This window comes from Micromonospora sp. Mcm103 (genome assembly GCF_024519755.1).
GTDB classification, from domain to species: domain Bacteria; phylum Actinomycetota; class Actinomycetes; order Mycobacteriales; family Micromonosporaceae; genus Micromonospora; species Micromonospora aurantiaca.
The window spans coordinates 103,502-121,977 of the sequence record NZ_JALJRJ010000007.1 but is presented as its reverse complement, the minus strand read 5'-3'; the positions used below and the strand labels follow the sequence as shown (position 1 = coordinate 121,977).

The 18,476-nt window shown below is 72.9% G+C and carries 16 protein-coding genes; 12 read left to right on the top strand and 4 right to left on the bottom strand.

Annotation, left to right across the window (positions count from 1 at the left end):
• Positions 1–951: 951 nt before the first annotated feature.
• Both OC439_RS11500 and OC439_RS11495 read right to left on the bottom strand, forming a co-directional pair.
• The gene (locus OC439_RS11500; protein ID WP_013288963.1) at positions 952–2,121 is read right to left on the bottom strand and encodes an NADH-quinone oxidoreductase subunit D; all 1,170 of its coding nucleotides are present in this window, start codon (positions 2,119–2,121) and stop codon (positions 952–954) included.
• A complete protein-coding gene (locus tag OC439_RS11495) occupies positions 2,118–3,203 on the bottom strand; it encodes an SAM-dependent methyltransferase (protein ID WP_262013478.1) in 1,086 nt (361 codons plus the stop codon). The genes OC439_RS11500 and OC439_RS11495 overlap by 4 nt, the downstream gene beginning before the upstream one ends.
• A 193-nt stretch (positions 3,204–3,396) precedes the next feature.
• On the opposite strand from OC439_RS11495, the gene OC439_RS11490 reads away from it, so the two are divergent.
• From OC439_RS11490 to OC439_RS11460, 7 genes are all read left to right on the top strand, one after another.
• A complete protein-coding gene (locus OC439_RS11490) occupies positions 3,397–4,326 on the top strand; it encodes a Rossmann-like and DUF2520 domain-containing protein (protein ID WP_262013394.1) in 930 nt (309 codons plus the stop codon).
• Entirely contained in the window at positions 4,326–5,168 is an 843-nt protein-coding gene (gene panC / locus OC439_RS11485; protein WP_262013393.1) for a pantoate--beta-alanine ligase, read from the top strand. Before OC439_RS11490 ends, panC begins: the two co-directional genes overlap by 1 nt.
• A 30-nt stretch (positions 5,169–5,198) precedes the next feature.
• Entirely contained in the window at positions 5,199–5,627 is a 429-nt protein-coding gene (gene panD / locus OC439_RS11480) for an aspartate 1-decarboxylase (protein ID WP_262013392.1), read from the top strand.
• A 234-nt stretch (positions 5,628–5,861) separates the two neighbouring features.
• Positions 5,862–6,755 (top strand): septum formation family protein, encoded by an 894-nt coding sequence (locus OC439_RS11475; RefSeq protein WP_262013391.1) that lies wholly within the window; start codon positions 5,862–5,864, stop codon positions 6,753–6,755.
• 61 nt (positions 6,756–6,816) lie between these two features.
• Positions 6,817–8,508 carry an L-aspartate oxidase gene (locus OC439_RS11470; protein ID WP_262013390.1) on the top strand — a complete coding sequence of 564 codons (1,692 nt, stop codon included), beginning with the start codon at positions 6,817–6,819 and terminating at the stop codon, positions 8,506–8,508.
• On the top strand, positions 8,505–9,401 hold the full coding sequence (gene nadC, locus OC439_RS11465; RefSeq protein ID WP_262013389.1) for a carboxylating nicotinate-nucleotide diphosphorylase: 897 nt from the start codon (positions 8,505–8,507) through the stop codon (positions 9,399–9,401). Before OC439_RS11470 ends, nadC begins: the two co-directional genes overlap by 4 nt.
• A 9-nt stretch (positions 9,402–9,410) precedes the next feature.
• Positions 9,411–10,169 (top strand): type III pantothenate kinase, encoded by a 759-nt coding sequence (locus OC439_RS11460; RefSeq protein ID WP_013288955.1) that lies wholly within the window; start codon positions 9,411–9,413, stop codon positions 10,167–10,169.
• A 2-nt stretch (positions 10,170–10,171) separates the two neighbouring features.
• Here OC439_RS11460 and OC439_RS11455 read toward each other — a convergent pair whose 3' ends face one another.
• A complete protein-coding gene (locus tag OC439_RS11455; protein ID WP_262013388.1) occupies positions 10,172–10,918 on the bottom strand; it encodes a class I SAM-dependent methyltransferase in 747 nt (248 codons plus the stop codon).
• Positions 10,919–11,011: 93 nt separating this feature from the next.
• On the opposite strand from OC439_RS11455, the gene lysS reads away from it, so the two are divergent.
• The 3 genes from lysS to OC439_RS11440 all read left to right on the top strand — a co-directional run bounded on the left by lysS (position 11,012) and on the right by OC439_RS11440 (position 16,047).
• Positions 11,012–12,520, top strand: coding sequence for a lysine--tRNA ligase (lysS, locus tag OC439_RS11450; protein WP_262013387.1), 1,509 nt, complete (start codon positions 11,012–11,014; stop codon positions 12,518–12,520).
• A 123-nt stretch (positions 12,521–12,643) separates the two neighbouring features.
• On the top strand, positions 12,644–12,994 hold the full coding sequence (locus OC439_RS11445) for a histone-like nucleoid-structuring protein Lsr2 (protein ID WP_013288952.1): 351 nt from the start codon (positions 12,644–12,646) through the stop codon (positions 12,992–12,994).
• A gap of 515 nt (positions 12,995–13,509) precedes the next feature.
• Positions 13,510–16,047 (top strand): ATP-dependent Clp protease ATP-binding subunit, encoded by a 2,538-nt coding sequence (locus OC439_RS11440; RefSeq protein WP_064446770.1) that lies wholly within the window; start codon positions 13,510–13,512, stop codon positions 16,045–16,047.
• Between the two features lie 263 nt (positions 16,048–16,310).
• Here OC439_RS11440 and OC439_RS11435 read toward each other — a convergent pair whose 3' ends face one another.
• Entirely contained in the window at positions 16,311–17,210 is a 900-nt protein-coding gene (locus OC439_RS11435) for an A/G-specific adenine glycosylase (RefSeq protein ID WP_262013386.1), read from the bottom strand.
• Between the two features lie 96 nt (positions 17,211–17,306).
• On the opposite strand from OC439_RS11435, the gene OC439_RS11430 reads away from it, so the two are divergent.
• Together OC439_RS11430 and OC439_RS11425 are read left to right on the top strand one after the other, a co-directional pair.
• The gene (locus OC439_RS11430) at positions 17,307–17,819 is read left to right on the top strand and encodes a glycine cleavage system protein R (protein ID WP_262013385.1); all 513 of its coding nucleotides are present in this window, start codon (positions 17,307–17,309) and stop codon (positions 17,817–17,819) included.
• A complete protein-coding gene (locus OC439_RS11425) occupies positions 17,816–18,379 on the top strand; it encodes a peptide deformylase (protein ID WP_091047297.1) in 564 nt (187 codons plus the stop codon). Before OC439_RS11430 ends, OC439_RS11425 begins: the two co-directional genes overlap by 4 nt.
• Positions 18,380–18,476 lie beyond the last annotated feature (97 nt).

The following is an 18,476-nucleotide window of genomic DNA, read 5'->3' as shown; positions in this document are numbered from 1 at the left end:
CCGGGGCACGGACCCGGCCGACCAGTGGCGCGCGGGCCATCGCGAACCGGGCCGGGACGACCGGGCAGGTCGTCGGGCCGGGCCGGACGACGGTGGCTGGGGCACCGGTGCCGGCGACGACGGGCACTCGTGGACCGATCCCGGACGTCCGGGCGCCGAGCATCCGTGGGCGGGTGTCGGCCGGGCCGCCGGTGGGGAGCAGGGCTGGGCGGGGCGTACCGCCGGGGGCGGTTGGTCGAGCGGCCACGACCAGGGCCGGACGGCAGCGGAGGGGCAGCAGTGGTCCGGCGCTGGTGAGGACCGGGCAGGCCGGGCGGCGAGTACCTGGCCGGCGTCGGCGGCGGGCGAACCGGCGGACCGGGCGGGCGCCGGCGGCGACCAGTGGTCCGAGATGCGGGCCGGCAATCGGTGGGCAGCGGTACGCGACGACGGTGACGCCCGGGAGATCCGGCTCGGGGAACGGCGGGCCGCAGTGCACGCCGACGGTGGCGGTACCGAGTACCGGGTCGAGGACCGGTGGGCGTCGGTGCGCGGCGGCAGGCCGGACGCGAGCGGGCCGGACGGAACCGACGACCGCTGGTCCGGGGAGAGGGAGAGCCACCCGGCGCTGCCGGCCGGTGGGGTGCCGGTGCCGGACGAGTGGCGGCCGCCGACGCAGCGCAGCGGCCAGCCGGAATGGCGTCAGCCGCCGCCGGAGTGGCACCGGCCCGAACCGGAGTGGAATCAGCCGGAACCGGACCGGCACCAGGCCGAACCGGAGTGGCGTCAGCCGGAAGCGCGGCAGCCAGAACCGAATTGGCGTCAGCCGGAAGCGCGTCAACCCGAACCGGAGCAGTGGCGTCGGCCCGAGCCGGAATTGCGTCCGGCGGAACCGGAGTGGCGGAGTCCGGAGCACGGCGCACACGGCCGGCCGTACCGGGACACCGCAGACCGCTGGCGCTGCCCCCGCCGTTACTTGTCGATGTCGCCCACCACGAAGAACATCGAGCCGAGGATGGCGATCAGGTCCGGCACCAGGCAGCCGGGCAGCAGCGACGACAGCGCCTGCACGTTCGCGTACGAGGCGGTGCGCAGCTTCATCCGCCACGGCGTCTTCTCGCCCCGGGACACCAGGTAGTAGCCGTTGATGCCGAGCGGGTTCTCGGTCCAGGCGTACGTGTGCCCCTCGGGCGCCTTCAGCACCTTCGGCAGCCGCGTGTTCACCGGCCCGCTGATCCGGTCCACCCGGTCCAGGCACTGCTCGGCGAGGTCGAGCGAGACGTACACCTGGTCGAGCAGCACCTCGAAGCGGGCGTGACAGTCACCGGCGGTCTTCGTCACCACCGGCACGTCGAGCTGGTCGTAGGCCAGGTACGGCTCGTCGCGGCGCAGGTCGAGGTCGAGCCCGGAGGCGCGGGCGACCGGCCCGGACGCGCCGAACGCGGCGGCGTCGGCGGCGGAGAGCACGCCGACCCCGACGGTACGGGCCAGGAAGATCTCGTTGCGCCGGATCAGGTTGTCCAGGTCCGGCATCCGGCGGCGTACCTCGGCGATGGCGGCGCGGGCGCGCCCGGTCCAGCCGGACGGCACCTCCTCCTTCAGGCCGCCGACCCGGTTGAACATGTAGTGGATCCGGCCGCCGGAGACCTCCTCCATCACGGCCTGGATGGTCTCCCGTTCCCGGAACGCGTAGAACATCGGCGTGATCGCGCCGATCTCCAGCGGGTACGAGCCGAGGAACATCAGGTGGTTGAGCACCCGGTTCAGCTCGGCCAGCGCCATCCGCAGCCAGGTGGCGCGTTCCGGCACCTCCATGCCCATCAGCCGCTCGACCGCGAGCACCACGCCCAGCTCGTTGGAGAACGCCGACAGCCAGTCGTGCCGGTTCGCCAGCACGATGATCTGCCGGTAGTCGCGTACCTCGAAGAGCTTCTCCGCCCCCCGGTGCATGTAACCGACGATCGGTTCGGCGGCGACCACCCGCTCCCCGTCGAGCACCAGCTTCAGCCGCAGCACGCCGTGCGTCGAGGGGTGTTGCGGCCCGATGTTGAGCACCATGTCGGTGCCGAGCTGCTCACCGCCGGCGCCGGTACCGACTGTCAGCTCGCGGAGGTCGGCGGCGTCCGTGGTCATGCCCGTCATCGTGCCACGACCGCGTCGAGCGCGACGCCGACCGGCTGCCGCAGCCACAGGTGCCCGCCGAGCCCGGCCGGGTCGGTCAGTTCGGCCGCCGCCGAGGCCGTGGCCAGCGCCCGCAGGTAGCCGGCCGGGTCGCGAGAGGCCAGGCTCAGCGGCGGCCGCCCGCCGTCGGCCCCGAGCGCCCGCAGCGCCTCCCGCTGAGAGACCAGGGAGTACGCGCACCGCGCGACCCGCTCACCGGCGGAGGCGACCGAGTCCATGGCGACGTGCGCCGTCACGTCGCACGACCCGTCCGGGACCGGCGGCACCTGCCGCCCACCCCGATACCCGGTCAACGTCCCGTCCAGGGGACGCGAGTCCCGCAGATGCCCGTAGTCCACCGCAAGCGCCACCCCCCGCGCCACCTTCCCCACAGCCCCGGCCCAGGCCAGATCCCGTCCCGACCCGATCTCCGCCCTCCCACCGACCCCACCCTCGCCCTCGCTCCCGCCCATGCCCTCGGCGTTGATCAAGGAGTTCGTGTCCTGATCCAGGCCCCCCGCCGCCGCAAAGTCCTTGATCAACGGGGTGGGCGGCGGGGTGGGGGCCGGGGGCCACCAGTGGGCCAGCCAGGTGATTTCGGTGCGGGAGGGGGCGGGACCCAGGGTCTCCTCGCCGGTTTTCGGGTTCACCAGGAGGAGGCGCCAGCCTGTCCGGGTGTGGACCGCCACGTCCACCGGGACGTTGTCCAGCCACTCGGTGGCCAGGAGCAGGCCGGTCATCCCGTCGGGGATGTCGGCCTGCCAGTCGATCTGCGGCGGCAGATCGGCCGGGCGGGGCGACAGCTCCACTGCCACCGGGTGGAGCCGGGCGGCCAGTTCGGGTGCGGCCTGGGACAGCAGGGCCCGGAGGAGTTCGCCCCGGCCCGCGCCCACGTCCACCACGTCCAGCCGGGCCGGGTGCCCCAGCGCCGCGTCCACCGTCTCGAGCTGCCGCAGCATGCAGGCGGCGAAGACGGGTGAGGCGTGCACGCTCGTGCGGAAGTGCGCGGCGGGCCCGGCGCCGGAGACGAAGAAGCCGTCCGGCCCGTACAGCGCCCGCTCCATCGCGTCGCGCCAGCGCAGCGGGGTGGTCACCGTGCCGACCCTACGGGACGTACCCGAAAGGGCGGTTTGCCCGCCACCGCAGCAGCCGCTTCCGGCGGTCGGTGAAGGTTTTCACACCTTCTTGTTCCGGGTCTGTCACCCGGGCGCATACTTGCCATCGACCGGTACCCCCTTCGAGGACTGGATCGCTGCCATGAGCGCACCGCTGCGCCCCCGGGCCACCGCTGCCCCGCTCGTCTTCCCGCGTACCCTCGCCGTCGGCGTCCTCGGCGCCGGCCGGGTCGGCGCCGTGCTGGGCGCGGCCCTCGCCGCCGCCGGCCACCGGGTGGTCGCCGCGTCCGGCGCCTCGGGCGCGACACGGGCCCGGCTGGCGCTGCTGCTGCCGCAGACCCCGCACCGCACCGCGTCCGAGGTGGCGCGTGCCGCCACTGACCTGCTGATCGTCGCGGTCCCGGACGACGCGCTGGCGGGCGTGGTCGCCGACCTGGCCGCGAGCGGCGCGCTGCGCCCCGGCCAGGTGGTGGCGCACACGTCCGGCGCGCACGGGCTCGCCGCGCTGGCCCCGGCCGTCGAGGCGGGCGCCCGGCCGCTCGCGCTGCACCCCGCGATGACCTTCACCGGTACGCCGGACGACCTGTCCCGCCTGCCGGGCATCTCCTACGGGGTGACCGCCCCGGCCGAGCTGCGCCCGTTCGCGGCCCGGCTGGTGGCGGACCTGGGCGGCGTACCGGAGTGGGTCGGTGAGAACGACCGGCCGCTCTACCACGCGGCGCTCGCGCACGGCGCGAACCACCTGGTGACGCTCGTCAACGAGGCCGCCGACCGGCTGCGTGACGCCGGGGTGGAGCGGCCGGAGAAGGTGCTCGCCCCGCTGCTGCGGGCCGCGCTGGAGAACGCGCTGCGGCTGGGCGACGACGCCCTCACCGGCCCGGTGTCGCGCGGTGACGCGGGCACCGTACGCCGGCATCTGGACCGGCTGGCGCGGACCGCGCCGGAATCCGTACCCGCGTATCTGGCGTTGGCACGACGGACGGCGGATCGTGCCGTCGCGGTCGGCCGCCTCCGCCCGGCGGACGCGGCCGCGCTGCGCAACGTGCTCGACGGAATCGAGGTGGCGGCCTGATGGCCGAGGTGCTGCACACGCGCAAGGAACTGGCGGCCGCGCGCGAGGCGATGGCCGGCCCGGTCGGCGTGGTGATGACCATGGGCGCGCTGCACGCCGGGCACGAGGCACTGCTGCGGGCCGCCCGCGAGCGCGCCGACCACGTCATCGTCACGATCTTCGTGAACCCGCTGCAGTTCGGCCCGAACGAGGACTTCGACCGCTACCCACGCACGCTCGACTCCGACCTGGAGATCTGCCGCCGGGCCGGGGTGGACGTGGTGTTCGCGCCCTCGGTGACCGAGATGTACCCGGAGGGCCGCCCGACGGTGCGGCTCGACCCGGGGCCGCTCGGCGAGGACCTGGAGGGCCTGAGCCGTCCCGGCTTCTTCCACGGCGTGCTCACCGTGGTGATGAAGCTGCTCCAGCTCACCCGCCCCGACCTGGCGTTCTTCGGCGAGAAGGACTACCAGCAGCTCACCCTGGTCCGCCGGATGGTCCGCGACCTCGACGTGCCGACCGAGATCGTCGGCCTGCCGACCGTACGGGAACCGGACGGGCTGGCCATGTCCAGCCGCAACCGGTACCTGTCGGCGGCCGAGCGGGAGACCGCGCTGAGCCTGTCCGCCGCGTTGCGGGCCGGCGCGACGGCGGCCGAGCGGGGTGAGGACGCGGGCGAGGTGCTGGCCGCCGCGCACCGGGCCTTCGACGCGCCGGACGCCCGCCTGGACTACCTGGTGCTCACCGACACCGAGCTGGAACCCGGCCCGGTCGCCGGCCCGGCCCGGCTGCTGATCGCGGCCTGGGTCGGTGCCACCCGCCTGATCGACAACACGGCGATCCACCTCGCGCCGCGTCCCTGAACCCCACCACGAATGCGGAAAGGCACCCCGATGCTGCGGACCATGCTCAAGTCGAAGATCCATCGGGCCACCGTGACCCAGGCCGACCTGCACTACGTCGGCTCGGTGACTGTGGACGAGGATCTGCTCGACGCGGCGGACCTGATCCCCGGCGAGCAGGTGGCGATCGTGGACATCACAAACGGCGCCCGGCTGGAGACGTACGTGATCCCGGGGCGGCGGGGCAGCGGCGTGATCGGCATCAACGGCGCCGCCGCGCACCTCGTGCACCCCGGTGACCTGGTCATCCTGATCTCGTACGGGCAGATGGACGACGCCGAGGCCCGCACGTACCGCCCGAAGGTGGTGCACGTGGACGCCGACAACAAGGTCGTCGACCTGACCGCCGACCCGACCACGGCGGCCCCCGGCACCGCCGGCGCCCCCATCCCCAACCCCCTGGCCGCCGCCCGCAGCTGACCCTCCCGGGTCGCCCCCCCCGCTCGCCGTTGATCTTGCACTTTCGGCCCTCGGCGCGGGCGGTTCGCCCCTTTCGCCGGGGCGGCAAGCGCAAGATCGGCGGGGGGAGAGAGGGCGGGAGGGGGCGAGGGCGGGCCGGACGGGCGGGGAACGCGGTCTGTCACCGGAAGGTCATTTTCGGCTACCCTGGGCGGACCGTCGGGGATCGACGGTCGTCGGCTGGGGGAGGCCGCGATGCGCCGTGCGATGAGCTTCCTGGTCGCCGCGATTGTCGCGAGCGCCGCCCTGACCGGCTGTGCGGGCACCGGCGGGCTGGACGGCGACCTCACCGACGACTGGGCCGCGATGGCCGCACCCGGGCCGTTCACCCCGGCGGCCGGGGTCTGCCAGGTCGCCGACTTCACCCCGAGCATCGGCCTGGCCGCGTACGCGCCGGTCGGCTGCGAGCTGCCGCACCGGGTGGAGACCGTGCACGTCGGGGCGTTCACCGCCGACCGGCCCACCCCGCCGCCGCTCGCCTCGCCCGAGCTGCGTACCGCGTTCGCCGACTGCGACAAGCGGGCCGCCGGGTACGTGGGTGACGACTGGCGCGCCGGGCGGCTCCGGCTGGCGGTGGCGGTGCCGACGGGCACCGGCTGGACGGCGGGCTCCCGCTGGTACCGGTGCGACCTCACCGAGCTGACCACCGTCGAGGCGGCGGCCACCGTGGTCACCCGGACGGGCAGCCTGCGTGACGCGCTCAAGACACCCTCCCCGCTGCGGCTGGGCTGCCAGCGCACCGGGCGGGACGCGGGCCGCGTGCAGCGGCTCACCCCGGTCGACTGCGCTGTCGCACACGACGCCGAGTTCGTCGGCGTGTGGGCCGCGCCGGACCGCCCGTACCCGAAGAAGCCGGAGGACTGGGTGCCGCTCTACGACGGCTGCTTCGGCGTGATCGCCCGCTACGCCGGGGTGCCCGCCGACGCTTTCCTGCGTTACCGCAGCGACGTGGTGGTCCGCCCGCCCGCCGCCGGTCGCTGGGCGGTCGGCGACCGGGGCGTGCGCTGCTACCTGTGGCTCAGCAACCGGACGGTGACCACCTCACTGAAGGGCGCCGGACCGGCCGCCCTCCCGCGCCGGACGAGGTAGCCGAGGGCACTCGTCACGCCCCCCGCGCCCGAGTCGAGTTCGCTTCGGGTTGACTGTGCTCATGGACCTACCGACCGTCGACCTGCCGGCGCTGCCCCGGCTGCTCGCCGCACCCGCCCCCGGCTGGGTGGAGACGACAGACGTGATCGTGGTCGGATCCGGCGTGGCCGGGCTGACCGCCGCGCTGCACCTGCGTGAGGCCGGCCTGCACGTCACGGTGGTCACCAAGGTCGACATGGACGAGGGCTCGACCCGCTGGGCGCAGGGCGGGATCGCCGCCGTGCTGGACCCGGCGGACACGCCGGACGCGCACGCGTACGACACGGAGGTCGCCGGCGTCGGCCTGTGCGACCCGGCGGCGGTCCGCGCACTGGTGGCCGAGGGCCCGACCCGGCTGCGCGAGCTGATGCGGATCGGGGCGGAGTTCGACCGCAACCCGGACGGTTCGCTGATGCTGACCCGGGAGGGCGGCCACCGGGCCGACCGGATCGTGCACGCGGGCGGTGACGCCACCGGCGCGGAGGTGCAGCGGGCGCTGCACGACGCGGTCCGCCGCGACCCGTGGATCCGGCTGGTCGAGCACGCGCTGGTGCTGGACCTGCTGCGCGCACCCGGCGACGGACCGGACGGGCTCGGCCCGGCCTGCGGCATCACGCTGCACGTGCTCGGTGAGGGAAGCGAGGACGGCGTCGGCGCGATCCTCGGCCGCGCGGTGGTGCTCGCCACCGGCGGCATGGGGCAGGTCTTCGCCGCCACCACGAACCCGGCGGTCTCCACCGGGGACGGCGTGGCGCTGGCGTTGCGCGCGGGCGCTGCCGTCACCGACGTGGAGTTCGTCCAGTTCCACCCGACTGCGCTCATCGTGCCGGCGGGCGGCCCGGGCGCAGGGCTGGCCCAGCAGCCGCTGGTCTCCGAGGCGCTGCGCGGCGAGGGCGCCCACCTGGTCGACGGCGACGGCAAGCGGTTCATGGTCGGCCAGCACGAACTGGCTGAGCTGGCACCCCGGGACGTGGTCGCGAAGGGCATCCACCGGGTGCTCCTCGCGTCCGGCGCGGACCACGTGTTCCTGGACGCCCGGCACCTGGGCGGCGACTTCCTGGCCCGGCGGTTCCCCACCATCGTGGCGTCCTGCCTGGCCATCGGCGTGGACCCGGCGACCGACCTGATCCCGGTCGCGCCGGCCGCGCACTACGCCTCCGGCGGCGTCCGGACCGACCTGCGAGGCCGTACCTCCATCCCCGGCCTGTACGCCTGCGGCGAGGTCGCCTGCACCGGCGTGCACGGCGCGAACCGGCTGGCCAGCAACTCGCTGCTGGAAGGGCTGGTCTTCTCCCGCCGGATCGCCGAGGACATCGCCGCCGGGCTGCCCGAGCAGGCCCGCCCGGCGGAGACCGGCGCCTGGGTGGGCGGTCCGGGCGCGCTGGTGCCGGCGTCCGGCACGGCGGAGCTGCAACGGGCGATGACGCGGGGCGCCGGCGTGCTCCGCTCGGCGGACACGCTGGAAGCCACCGCCGCCACGCTCACCGGGCTGGGCGCGGGCCGGGGCGTGCCGCGTACCGCCGACTGGGAGGCGACGAACCTGCTCACCGTGGCGTCGACGCTTGTCGCGGCCGCGTACGCGCGCCAGGAGACGCGGGGCTGCCACTGGCGGGAGGACTTCCCGACGGCAGACGAGCGGTGGCTGGGCCACCTGGTGGCCGAGGTGGGCACGGACGGCATGGTGGCCGAGCGCTGGGAGGAGAAGCACTCATGAGGGAGTCGACGGAGCGGGCGTTGCGGGACGGCGGCCTGGACCCGGAGTGGGTCCGGCACGTCGTCGTCGACACGCTGCACGAGGATCTCGGACCCGACTTCCTCGACGTGACGAGCGTGGCCACCATCCCGGACGAGCAGCACGACACGGCCGACCTGGTGGCGCGCGCCGCCGGCGTGGTGGCCGGGCTGCCCGTCGCCGCCGCCGTGTTCGAGCTGGTCGGCGAGGTGACCGGCGCGGGGCGTACGGTCGAGGTCTCGCTCGTGGCTCACGACGGGCAGCGGGTGGCGCGCGGCGACGTGCTGGCGACAGTGACCGGGCCGACCCGGCTGCTGCTGACCGCCGAGCGGACGGCGCTGAACCTGCTGTCCCGCATGTCCGGGGTGGCGACGCACACCCGGGCCTGGGCCGACGCGCTGGCCGGCACGAAGGCGATGGTGCTGGACACCCGCAAGACCACGCCGGGCCTGCGGGCGCTGGAGAAGTACGCGGTCCGGGCCGGTGGCGGCACCAACAAGCGGATGGGCCTGTACGACGTCGCCATGATCAAGGACAACCACAAGGTCGCGGCGGGCGGGATCGCTGCCGCGTTCCGCCGGGTCCGGGAGGCGTTCCCCGACGTCGCGGTGCAGGTGGAGGTGGACACGCCGGCCGAGGCGGTGGAGGCGGTCGAGGCGGGCGCCCGGTTCCTGCTGCTGGACAACATGACCCCGGCGCAGCTGCGCGAGGTGGTGGCGTCGGTGGGCGACCGGGCGGAGCTGGAGGCCACCGGAGGGCTGACGCTGCCGATGGCCGCCGAGTACGGCGCGACGGGCGTCGACTTCCTCTCCGTCGGCGCGCTCACCCACTCCTCGCCGATCCTGGACATCGCCCTCGACCTGCGTGACGTCTAGGCTGCCGCTGTGCTGCTCTGCATCGACATCGGAAACACGAACACCGTGCTGGCGACCTTCGACGGCGACAAGCTGGTGCATTCGTGGCGGATCAAGACCGACGCCCGTTCCACAGCGGACGAGCTGGGTCTGATGTTCCGCGGCCTGCTCGCCGGGGACGCCGTGGAGATCACCGGCGTGGCCGCCTGCTCGACCGTGCCGGCCGCGCTGCGCTCGCTGCGCACCATGCTCGACAGGTACTACGCCGATTTGCCCAGTGTGATCGTGGAGCCGGGTGTGCGGACCGGCGTACAGCTCGCCATCGACAACCCGAAGGAGGTGGGCGCGGACCGGGTGGTGAACACGCTGGCCGCGTACACGCTCTACGGCGGGCCGTCGATCGTCGTGGACTTCGGCACCACCACCAACTTCGACCTGGTCAGCAGCCGGGGGGAGTTCCTCGGCGGTGCGTTCGCGCCCGGCATCGAGATCTCCTTCGACGCGCTCGCCGCCCGCGCCGCTCAGCTGCGCAAGGTGGAGGCGACCCGCCCGCGTTCGGTGATCGGCAAGAACACCGTCGAGTGCCTCCAGGCCGGGCTCTACTTCGGCTTCGCCGGCCAGGTGGACCGGATCGTCGAGCGGATGTCCGAGGAACTGGGCGGCGTGAAGGCGGTCATCGCCACCGGCGGCCTGGCCTCGCTGGTGCTCGGTGAGTGCCACACCATCACCCACCACGAGCCGATGATCACGCTGATCGGCCTGCGGATGGTCTACGACCGCAACGTCTGAGGTCAGCGGCGGCGGGCGCGGAGCACGAACGTGCGGTAGGGCAGCTCGACGGTCTCCCGCCCGGCCAGGTCGGGGTGGGAGGCGAACAGCTCCGCCAGCTCCGCGTCGACCCGCCGCCGCTCGTCCGCGTCGGCGGTCAGCCAGAACGAGCGGGTGTGCAGCATGCCCACCACCTCGTCCGGCGTCAGCGTGGTGGCGTGCGCGAACTCGCCCACCTCGACCTCGGTGAAGGCGGCACCGAAGTCCGCGTACCGCTGGGTCACGTCGCCCGCGTTGTCGCCGAGGTGGGCGATCCGGGTCACCTCCGCCACCCAGCCGACCCGCTCGTCCCGGATGTTCCAGACCGGCGCGAACGTGCCGCCCGGGCGCAGCACGCGGGCCACCTCGGCGTGCGCCCGTTCCCTGTCGAACCAGTGGTAGGCCTGCCCGACCAGCACCGCGTCCGCCGACCCGTCCGGCAGCGGCACCGCCTCGGCGCTGCCGGCGAGCGCCGTCGCGCCGGGCGTCGCGGCGGCCAGTTGCGCCCGCATCCCCGGATCAGGTTCCACGGGTACGACCTGAGCCACCGGCCCGGTCAGCGCCAGGAGCCCGCGGGTGAGGATGCCGGTGCCGGCGCCGAGATCGACCACCCGGGCGTCGTGCAGCCCGTCCAGCGCCCAGCGCAGCGCGGCCTCCGGATAGCGGGGGCGGAACCGGTCGTAATCGGCCGCGGCGGCGCCGAACGAGAGGGCCGCAGTGGGGTCGGTCATGGCGGGCAGGTTATCCCGTAACGGCCGCCACGGCGCTTGAGTACGCTCATGTGCTGACCCCGCCGATGTCCCCAAGGCCTGAGGAAGCGTGCCGTGACCGAGCAGAACGCCCTGCCAACAGACCCCGCCGACGACCTTCCGGAGCAGATGAAGGTCCGCCGGGAGAAGCGGGACCGGATGCTCGCCGAGGGCGTCGAGCCGTACCCGGTGGGTTTCCCGCGCACCACGACGCTCGCGCGGCTGCGCGAGCGCTACGGCGACCTGCCCACCGACACCGCCACCGGCGACCGGGTCTCGGTCACCGGCCGGGTGATCTTCATCCGCAACACCGGCAAGCTCTGCTTCGCGACGCTGCGGGACGGTGACGGCACCGAGGTCCAGGCGATGCTCTCGCTGGACCGGGTCGGCGCGGAGCGGCTGGGGGACTGGAAGCGCCTGGTCGACCTCGGCGACCACGTCGGCGTGACCGGCGAGGTGATCACCAGTCGGCGCGGCGAGCTGTCCGTTCTCGCCGAGGAGTGGGCGGTGACCGCCAAGGCGCTGCGCCCGCTGCCGGTGGCGCACAAGCCGCTCAGCGAGGAGTCCCGGGTCCGCCAGCGCTACGTGGACCTGGTGGTCCGGCCGCAGGCCCGGCAGATGGTCCGTACCCGGGCCACCGCCGTCCGCAGCCTGCGCGACACCCTGCACGGGCTGGACTTCATCGAGGTCGAGACGCCGATGCTGCAACTGCTGCACGGCGGCGCGGCGGCACGCCCATTCGTGACCCACAGCAATGCGCTCGACACGGATCTGTATCTGCGAATCGCGCCGGAACTGTTTCTCAAGCGCGCGGTGGTCGGTGGCGTGGACCGCGTCTTCGAGATCAACCGCAACTTCCGTAATGAGGGCATCGACTCTTCGCACTCGCCCGAGTTCGCGATGCTGGAGGCGTACCAGGCGTACGGCGACTACCACACGATGGCGGAGCTGACCCGAAATCTCGTACAGCAGGCCGCAGTGGCGGTCGCCGGCTCGACCGTGGTGACGCACGCCGACGGCCGTGAGTTCGATCTGGGCGGCGAGTGGCGGTCGGTGTCGCTGTTCGGTGTTCTTTCCGAAGCGCTCGGTGAGGAGGTCACCGTCCGCACCGAAAGGGCACGCCTGGTCGAGTACGCGGACAAGGTCGGTCTCTCCGTCGACCCGAAGTGGGGACCGGGCAAGCTGGCCGAGGAGTTGTTCGAGGAACTGGTCGTGCCGTCGCTTCAGGCGCCGACGTTCGTCATGGACTACCCGGAGGAGACCAGCCCGCTGACCCGGGCCCACCGCAGCGAGCCGGGCCTGGCCGAGAAGTGGGACCTCTATGTGCTCGGATTCGAGCTGGGCACCGCGTACTCGGAGCTGGTCGACCCGGTCGTGCAGCGGGAGCGGCTGGTGGCCCAGGCGCAGCTCGCGGCGCGCGGGGACGACGAGGCGATGCGACTGGACGAGGATTTTCTCCGAGCGATGGAGTATGGAATGCCACCGTCCGGTGGCATGGGAATGGGAATCGACCGGCTGCTGATGGCACTGACCGGGCTCGGAATTCGGGAAACGATCCTGTTCCCGTTGGTCCGGCCCGAGTAGACGCTCGCCCCCGCAAGCCTTCTCCGGCTCGTTACCCGGTCCTATTGACGGAACAAGCGCCGGACGGGTTATTGTGCTCGGAGTATTGCAGGAGTACAACCCTGCTCGAAAGGAATGTGGGACGTGGCCAAGCAGATCATTCACAAGCTGGTCGATGACCTGGACGGCGGGGACGCTGACGAGACCGTCAAGTTCGCGCTCGACGGTGTGCAGTACGAGATCGACCTCTCCGCATCCAACGCCGGTAAATTGCGTGACGTATTCGCGCCGTACATCGCGAACGGAACGAAGGTCGGTCGCGGGGGTGTGGTCGTGGGTGGCCGGGCCGCTCGGGGCCGGGGCGGCGCGACCGCCGACCGCGAGCAGAACCGGGCCATCCGCGAATGGGCCAAGAAGGCCGGCAAGGACATCTCCGACCGGGGCCGGATCCCGCAGGAGATCGTGGACGAGTACCACGCGAAGGCGGGGCACTGACCCCACCCTCGTCACGGGCGACGCGACGCCGGACCGGAGTGCGACTCCGGGCCGGCGTCGCCGTTTCCGGCCCGCTGTCACGGCTGCGCCACCGCGTCCCGGTCCTGTCGCCCGGTGCCGGATGTCCGGTCCGGCCCACCGTGCCGGGCTCGGTCGCGGCGGCCGGGAAGAAACCCCGCCGGGGACGGTTGTCCACAGGCGGTGGAGACTTCATCCACAGGCTGTGGACGACCCGGCGGACGCATCGGTTGCCGCCTCCGGTCCACTCGACCGGCCGTTCGGGTGCCGGTCGAATTTCGCTCTGCGCGTACAGGCAGGGGCCCCGGAACACCTCCTGAGCGTGGACGGTTGTCAGAAACGACGTCGGAACGGTCATTCGCGAGGGCACACGACCTCAGCGGAGACGGTCCGCGGCGATAGAGTAAGGAGGCACGGACGCCCGTCCCGGACGTCCGCGCACCGGCCCCGCCGAGATCTGACCATCAAGGCGCACGGCACGTGAGGAGCACGAGGGCATGTTCGAGCGGTTCACCGACCGAGCGCGACGGGTTGTCGTCCTGGCCCAAGAAGAGGCCCGGATGCTCAACCACAACTACATCGGTACGGAACACATCCTGCTGGGCCTGATCCATGAGGGTGAGGGTGTCGCGGCAAAGGCCCTGGAGAGCCTCGGCATCTCCCTGGAGGGCGTGCGTCAGCAGGTCGAGGAGATCATCGGCCAGGGCCAGCAGGCGCCGAGCGGGCACATCCCGTTCACGCCGCGGGCCAAGAAGGTGCTGGAGCTGTCGCTGCGCGAGGCGCTGCAGCTCGGCCACAACTACATCGGCACCGAGCACATCCTGCTCGGCCTGATCCGCGAGGGCGAGGGCGTCGCCGCCCAGGTCCTGGTGAAGCTGGGCGCCGACCTGAACCGGGTCCGCCAGCAGGTCATCCAGCTGCTCTCCGGCTACCAGGGCAAGGAGCCGGCCGCCGCCGGTGCCGCGCCGGGTGAGGCCGCGCCGTCGACCAGCCTCGTGCTGGACCAGTTCGGCCGCAACCTGACCCAGGCCGCCCGCGAGGGCAAGCTCGACCCGGTCATCGGGCGCGAGAAGGAGATCGAGCGGGTCATGCAGGTGCTGTCCCGCCGCACCAAGAACAACCCGGTGCTGATCGGCGAGCCCGGCGTCGGCAAGACCGCCGTGGTGGAGGGCCTGTCCCAGAAGATCATCAAGGGCGAGGTGCCCGAGACGCTGAAGGACAAGCAGCTCTACACGCTCGACCTCGGTGCCCTGGTCGCCGGTTCTCGCTACCGCGGTGACTTCGAGGAGCGCCTGAAGAAGGTGCTCAAGGAGATCCGCACCCGCGGCGACATCATCCTGTTCATCGACGAGATCCACACGCTCGTCGGTGCGGGCGCGGCCGAGGGCGCGATCGACGCCGCCAGCATCCTCAAGCCGATGCTGGCCCGTGGTGAGCTGCAGACCATCGGCGCCACCACGCTCGACGAGTACCGCAAGCACCTGGAGAAGGACGCCGCTCTGGAGCGTCGTTTCCAGCCGATCCAGGTGGGTGAGCCGTCGCTGGCCCACACCATCGAGATCCTCAAGGGCCTGCGGGACCGCTACGAGGCGCACCACCGCGTCTCCATCACCGACGCCGCCCTGGTCGCCGCCGCGACGCTCGCCGACCGGTACATCTCCGACCGGTTCCTGCCGGACAAGGCGATCGACCTGATCGACGAGGCGGGCGCCCGGATGCGGATCCGCCGGATGACCGCGCCGCCGGACCTGCGCGACTTCGACGAGCGCATCGCCCAGGTGCGCCGCGACAAGGAGTCCGCGATCGACGCGCAGGACTTCGAGCGGGCCGCGCAGCTGCGTGACACCGAGAAGCAGCTGCTGGGCCAGAAGGCGCAGCGGGAGAAGGAGTGGAAGGCCGGTGACCTGGACGTCGTCAGCGAGGTCGACGACGAGCAGATCGCCGAGGTGCTCGGCAACTGGACCGGCATCCCGGTCTACAAGCTGACCGAGGAGGAGACCTCGCGCCTGCTGCGCATGGAGGACGAGCTGCACAAGCGCGTCATCGGCCAGGAGGACGCGGTCAAGGCGGTCTCGAAGGCGATCCGGCGTACCCGGGCCGGCCTGAAGGACCCGAAGCGCCCGTCCGGCTCGTTCATCTTCGCCGGCCCGTCCGGCGTCGGTAAGACCGAGCTGTCCAAGGCGCTCGCCGAGTTCCTGTTCGGCAGCGAGGACGCCCTCATCCAGCTCGACATGTCGGAGTTCCACGACCGGTACACGGTGTCCCGGCTCGTCGGTGCCCCTCCCGGCTACGTCGGCTACGACGAGGGCGGGCAGCTGACCGAGAAGGTGCGTCGCCGGCCGTTCTCGGTGGTCCTCTTCGACGAGATCGAGAAGGCCCACCCGGACGTGTTCAACACGCTCCTCCAGATCCTGGAGGACGGGCGCCTCACCGACGGCCAGGGCCGGATCGTGGACTTCAAGAACACGGTCATCATCCTGACCACCAACCTCGGTACGCGCGACGTCGCCAAGGCGGTGTCGCTGGGCTTCCAGGCCTCTGAGGACTCCGAGTCGAACTACGACCGGATGAAGCAGAAGGTCAACGACGAGCTCAAGCAGCACTTCCGGCCCGAGTTCCTGAACCGGATCGACGACACCATCGTCTTCCACCAGCTGCGCGAGACCGAGATCCTCTCGATCGTCGACATCATGATCCAGCGTATCGAGACCCAGCTGCGCAACAAGGACATGGGCCTGGAGCTGACCGACAACGCGAAGAAGTACCTCGCGAAGAAGGGCTTCGACCCGGTGCTGGGCGCGCGGCCGCTGCGTCGCACGATCCAGCGCGACATCGAGGACAACCTGTCCGAGCGGATCCTGTTCAACGAACTGACCCCGGGTCAGATCGTGGTCGTGGACTGCGAGGGCGACCCGGAGAACATCGACAAGTCCAAGCTCGTCTTCCGGGGCGCGGACCGGCCGGACGCCGTGCCGGACGCGGTCCCGGCGGACCTCGGCGGCACCGCCGCCACGGGCGCTGACGACGCCGCGTAAGTCCGCACAGTTCGAGGGCGACGGCCCCGGTAGGCGAAAGCCACCGGGGCCGTCGCCTTCCCCACGCCCACCCACGCCCACCCACGCTTACCCACGCGCCCTCCTCGCCCTCCCCGCCCGCCCTTGCCGTGGTCGATCATGAGGTTGACCGCACTTGGCGCCCCATTTGTCGCCGCCAACTTCATGATCAACGGGGCGAGCCGAGGGCGGGCGGAGGGCGGGCGGAGGCGGAGGCGGGGTCGGGGTGGGTGGGGTGGGGGCCGTCAGGGGAGGGGGACGGCGGGGCCGTCGCCGGCCAGGCGGAAGAACGCCTCGCCCACCGGTTCCACCAGGCCGTCGGTGACCAGGCCGGCCAGCGCTCGCGCCCGCTGCACGTCGTCGTGCCACACCTGATCCAGCCGCTGGTGCGGCACCGGGCCGGTGGACTCCCGCAGCACCGCGAGCAGCAGTCCGCGTACCTGCCGGTCGGTGCCGGCGTAGCGCTGCGTCCGGCGGGTCGGTCCCTCAGGCGCGGCCTGCCCGGAGGCCCGCCAGGCGCAGCTCGACTCGACCGGGCAGATCGCGCAGCGTGGCGCGCGGGCGGTGCAGACGACGGCGCCGAGTTCCATGAACGCGGCGCTGGCGAGCGCGGCGGCGGCCGGCTCGGCCGGCAGCAGTTCCTCGGTGGCGACCAGGTCGGCCGGGCGGGTGGTGGGGCCGGCGTCGGGTTCACCGGCGATCGCCCGGCACACCACGCGCCGGACGTTCGTGTCGACCACCGGGTGCCGCTGCCCGTACGCGAACGCGGCGACCGCGCGGGCCGTGTACGTGCCGACGCCGGGTAGCGCCAGCAACTGGTCGAGCCGGTCGGGCACCACGCCACCGTGGCGTTCCACGATCGCCACCGCGCACTCGCGCAGGCGTACCGCCCGGCGGGGGTAGCCGAGCCGTCCCCACATCCGGATGGCCTCGGCCGGGGTGTCCTCGGCGAGCGCGCGCGGTTCGGGCCAGCGGGCCAGCCACGCCTCCCAGGCGGGCACCACCCGGACCACAGGGGTCTGCTGGAGCATGACCTCGCTGACCAGGATCGCCCAGGCACCGATGCCGGGCTTGCGCCAGGGCAGGTCGCGGGCGTTGCGCTCGTACCACCGGCTGACCTGGGTGGCGAATGTGGGATCGGACATCGCGCCGCCGATCATGTCACGGCTGTCTTTCCCGCAGGTTGGGCGGGCCGGGTGGCCGGTCGCGATCGATCATGGACGACGGGGCAGAATGTCCGAATGAACGAGCTCGCGATCACCGTCATCGGCCGGGACCGGCCGGGCATCGTGGCCGACGTCGCGGAGGTCCTCGCCCGCCTCGGCGCGAACCTCACCGACTCCACGATGACCCGGCTGCGTGGACACTTCGCGATGACCCTGATCTGCGTGGGCCCGGCCGCCGCCGACGTCGAGGCCGAGTTGGCCCCGCTCGCCGCCGACGGGCACCTGCTGGCGACCGTACGCGCGGTCACGCCCGACGGCGGCAGCGAGCCCACCGGGGAGCCGTACGTGCTCGCGGTGCACGGCGCCGACCGGATGGGCATCGTCGCGGCCATGACCCGGGTGCTGACCGACGCGGGCGGGAACGTGACCGACCTGAGCACCCGGCTGACCGGTTCGCTGTACGTGGTGGTCGCCGAGGTCGAGTTGCCGCCGGGTGTGTCGGACGAGGTGGCCGGCCGGCTCACCCGGGTCGCCGCGGAGCTGGGCGTGGGGGTCAGCCTCCGCCCGGCGGACACGGACCTGCTGTGACCGGGCCGGAGTACGCGGGCCTGGGCGGCTGGACACCGGAGAAGCTCGGCGTCCCCGGCGCGGTACGGCCGGTGGTCACCGCCCCGGAGCCGGTGCTGAGCCGGCCCGGCCCGGAGGTCGACCCGACATCTGCCGAGGTGGTGCGCCTCGCCGCCGACCTGGTGGCCACCATGCGCGTCTCGCCCGGTTGCGTGGGACTGGCGGCGCCGCAGGTCGGGGTGAGCGCGCAGGTGTTCGCGGTGGACGTGACGGGGCATCCGAAGGCGGTCACCGTGCACGGCACGTTCGTGCTCTGCAACGCCCGCGTGGTCGAGGCGTCCCGGTGGAAGGCCGGCCGGGAGGGCTGCATGTCGGTGCCGGACCTGACCGGCGACGTCAAGCGGGCCAGCCGGCTGGTGGTCGAGGGCGCTCTTCCCGGCAGCGGCGAGCCGGTCCGGCTGGTGACCGACGGCTTCGAGGCGCGGGCGCTCCAGCACGAGATCGACCACTGCGCCGGGCTGCTCTTCCTCGACCGGGTGGCCGGCGCGCACGCGATCTACCAGCGCAAGGTCTACCTCTGACGGTGGCGGTCGGAATCCAGTGTGGACGAGCGTGGCCGTACGGCGGCGGGTCCTCGGCGCGTCGGACCGGCGAGCCGTGCGCCGCGCGGCTACGGTA

Excerpts from the sequence above, each read along its gene's own strand:
- OC439_RS11500 (WP_013288963.1), bottom strand. The coding sequence starts at position 2,121 with ATGACGGGCATGACCACGGACGCCGCCGACCTCCGCGAGCTGACAGTC.
- OC439_RS11495 (WP_262013478.1), bottom strand. The coding sequence starts at position 3,203 with ATGGAGCGGGCGCTGTACGGGCCGGACGGCTTCTTCGTCTCCGGCGCC.
- OC439_RS11490 (WP_262013394.1), top strand. The coding sequence starts at position 3,397 with ATGAGCGCACCGCTGCGCCCCCGGGCCACCGCTGCCCCGCTCGTCTTC.
- panC (WP_262013393.1), top strand. The coding sequence starts at position 4,326 with ATGGCCGAGGTGCTGCACACGCGCAAGGAACTGGCGGCCGCGCGCGAG.
- panD (WP_262013392.1), top strand. The coding sequence starts at position 5,199 with ATGCTGCGGACCATGCTCAAGTCGAAGATCCATCGGGCCACCGTGACC.
- OC439_RS11475 (WP_262013391.1), top strand. The coding sequence starts at position 5,862 with ATGCGCCGTGCGATGAGCTTCCTGGTCGCCGCGATTGTCGCGAGCGCC.
- OC439_RS11470 (WP_262013390.1), top strand. The coding sequence starts at position 6,817 with ATGGACCTACCGACCGTCGACCTGCCGGCGCTGCCCCGGCTGCTCGCC.
- nadC (WP_262013389.1), top strand. The coding sequence starts at position 8,505 with ATGAGGGAGTCGACGGAGCGGGCGTTGCGGGACGGCGGCCTGGACCCG.
- OC439_RS11455 (WP_262013388.1), bottom strand. The coding sequence starts at position 10,918 with ATGACCGACCCCACTGCGGCCCTCTCGTTCGGCGCCGCCGCGGCCGAT.
- OC439_RS11440 (WP_064446770.1), top strand. The coding sequence starts at position 13,510 with ATGTTCGAGCGGTTCACCGACCGAGCGCGACGGGTTGTCGTCCTGGCC.
- OC439_RS11435 (WP_262013386.1), bottom strand. The coding sequence starts at position 17,210 with ATGTCCGATCCCACATTCGCCACCCAGGTCAGCCGGTGGTACGAGCGC.
- OC439_RS11430 (WP_262013385.1), top strand. The coding sequence starts at position 17,307 with ATGAACGAGCTCGCGATCACCGTCATCGGCCGGGACCGGCCGGGCATC.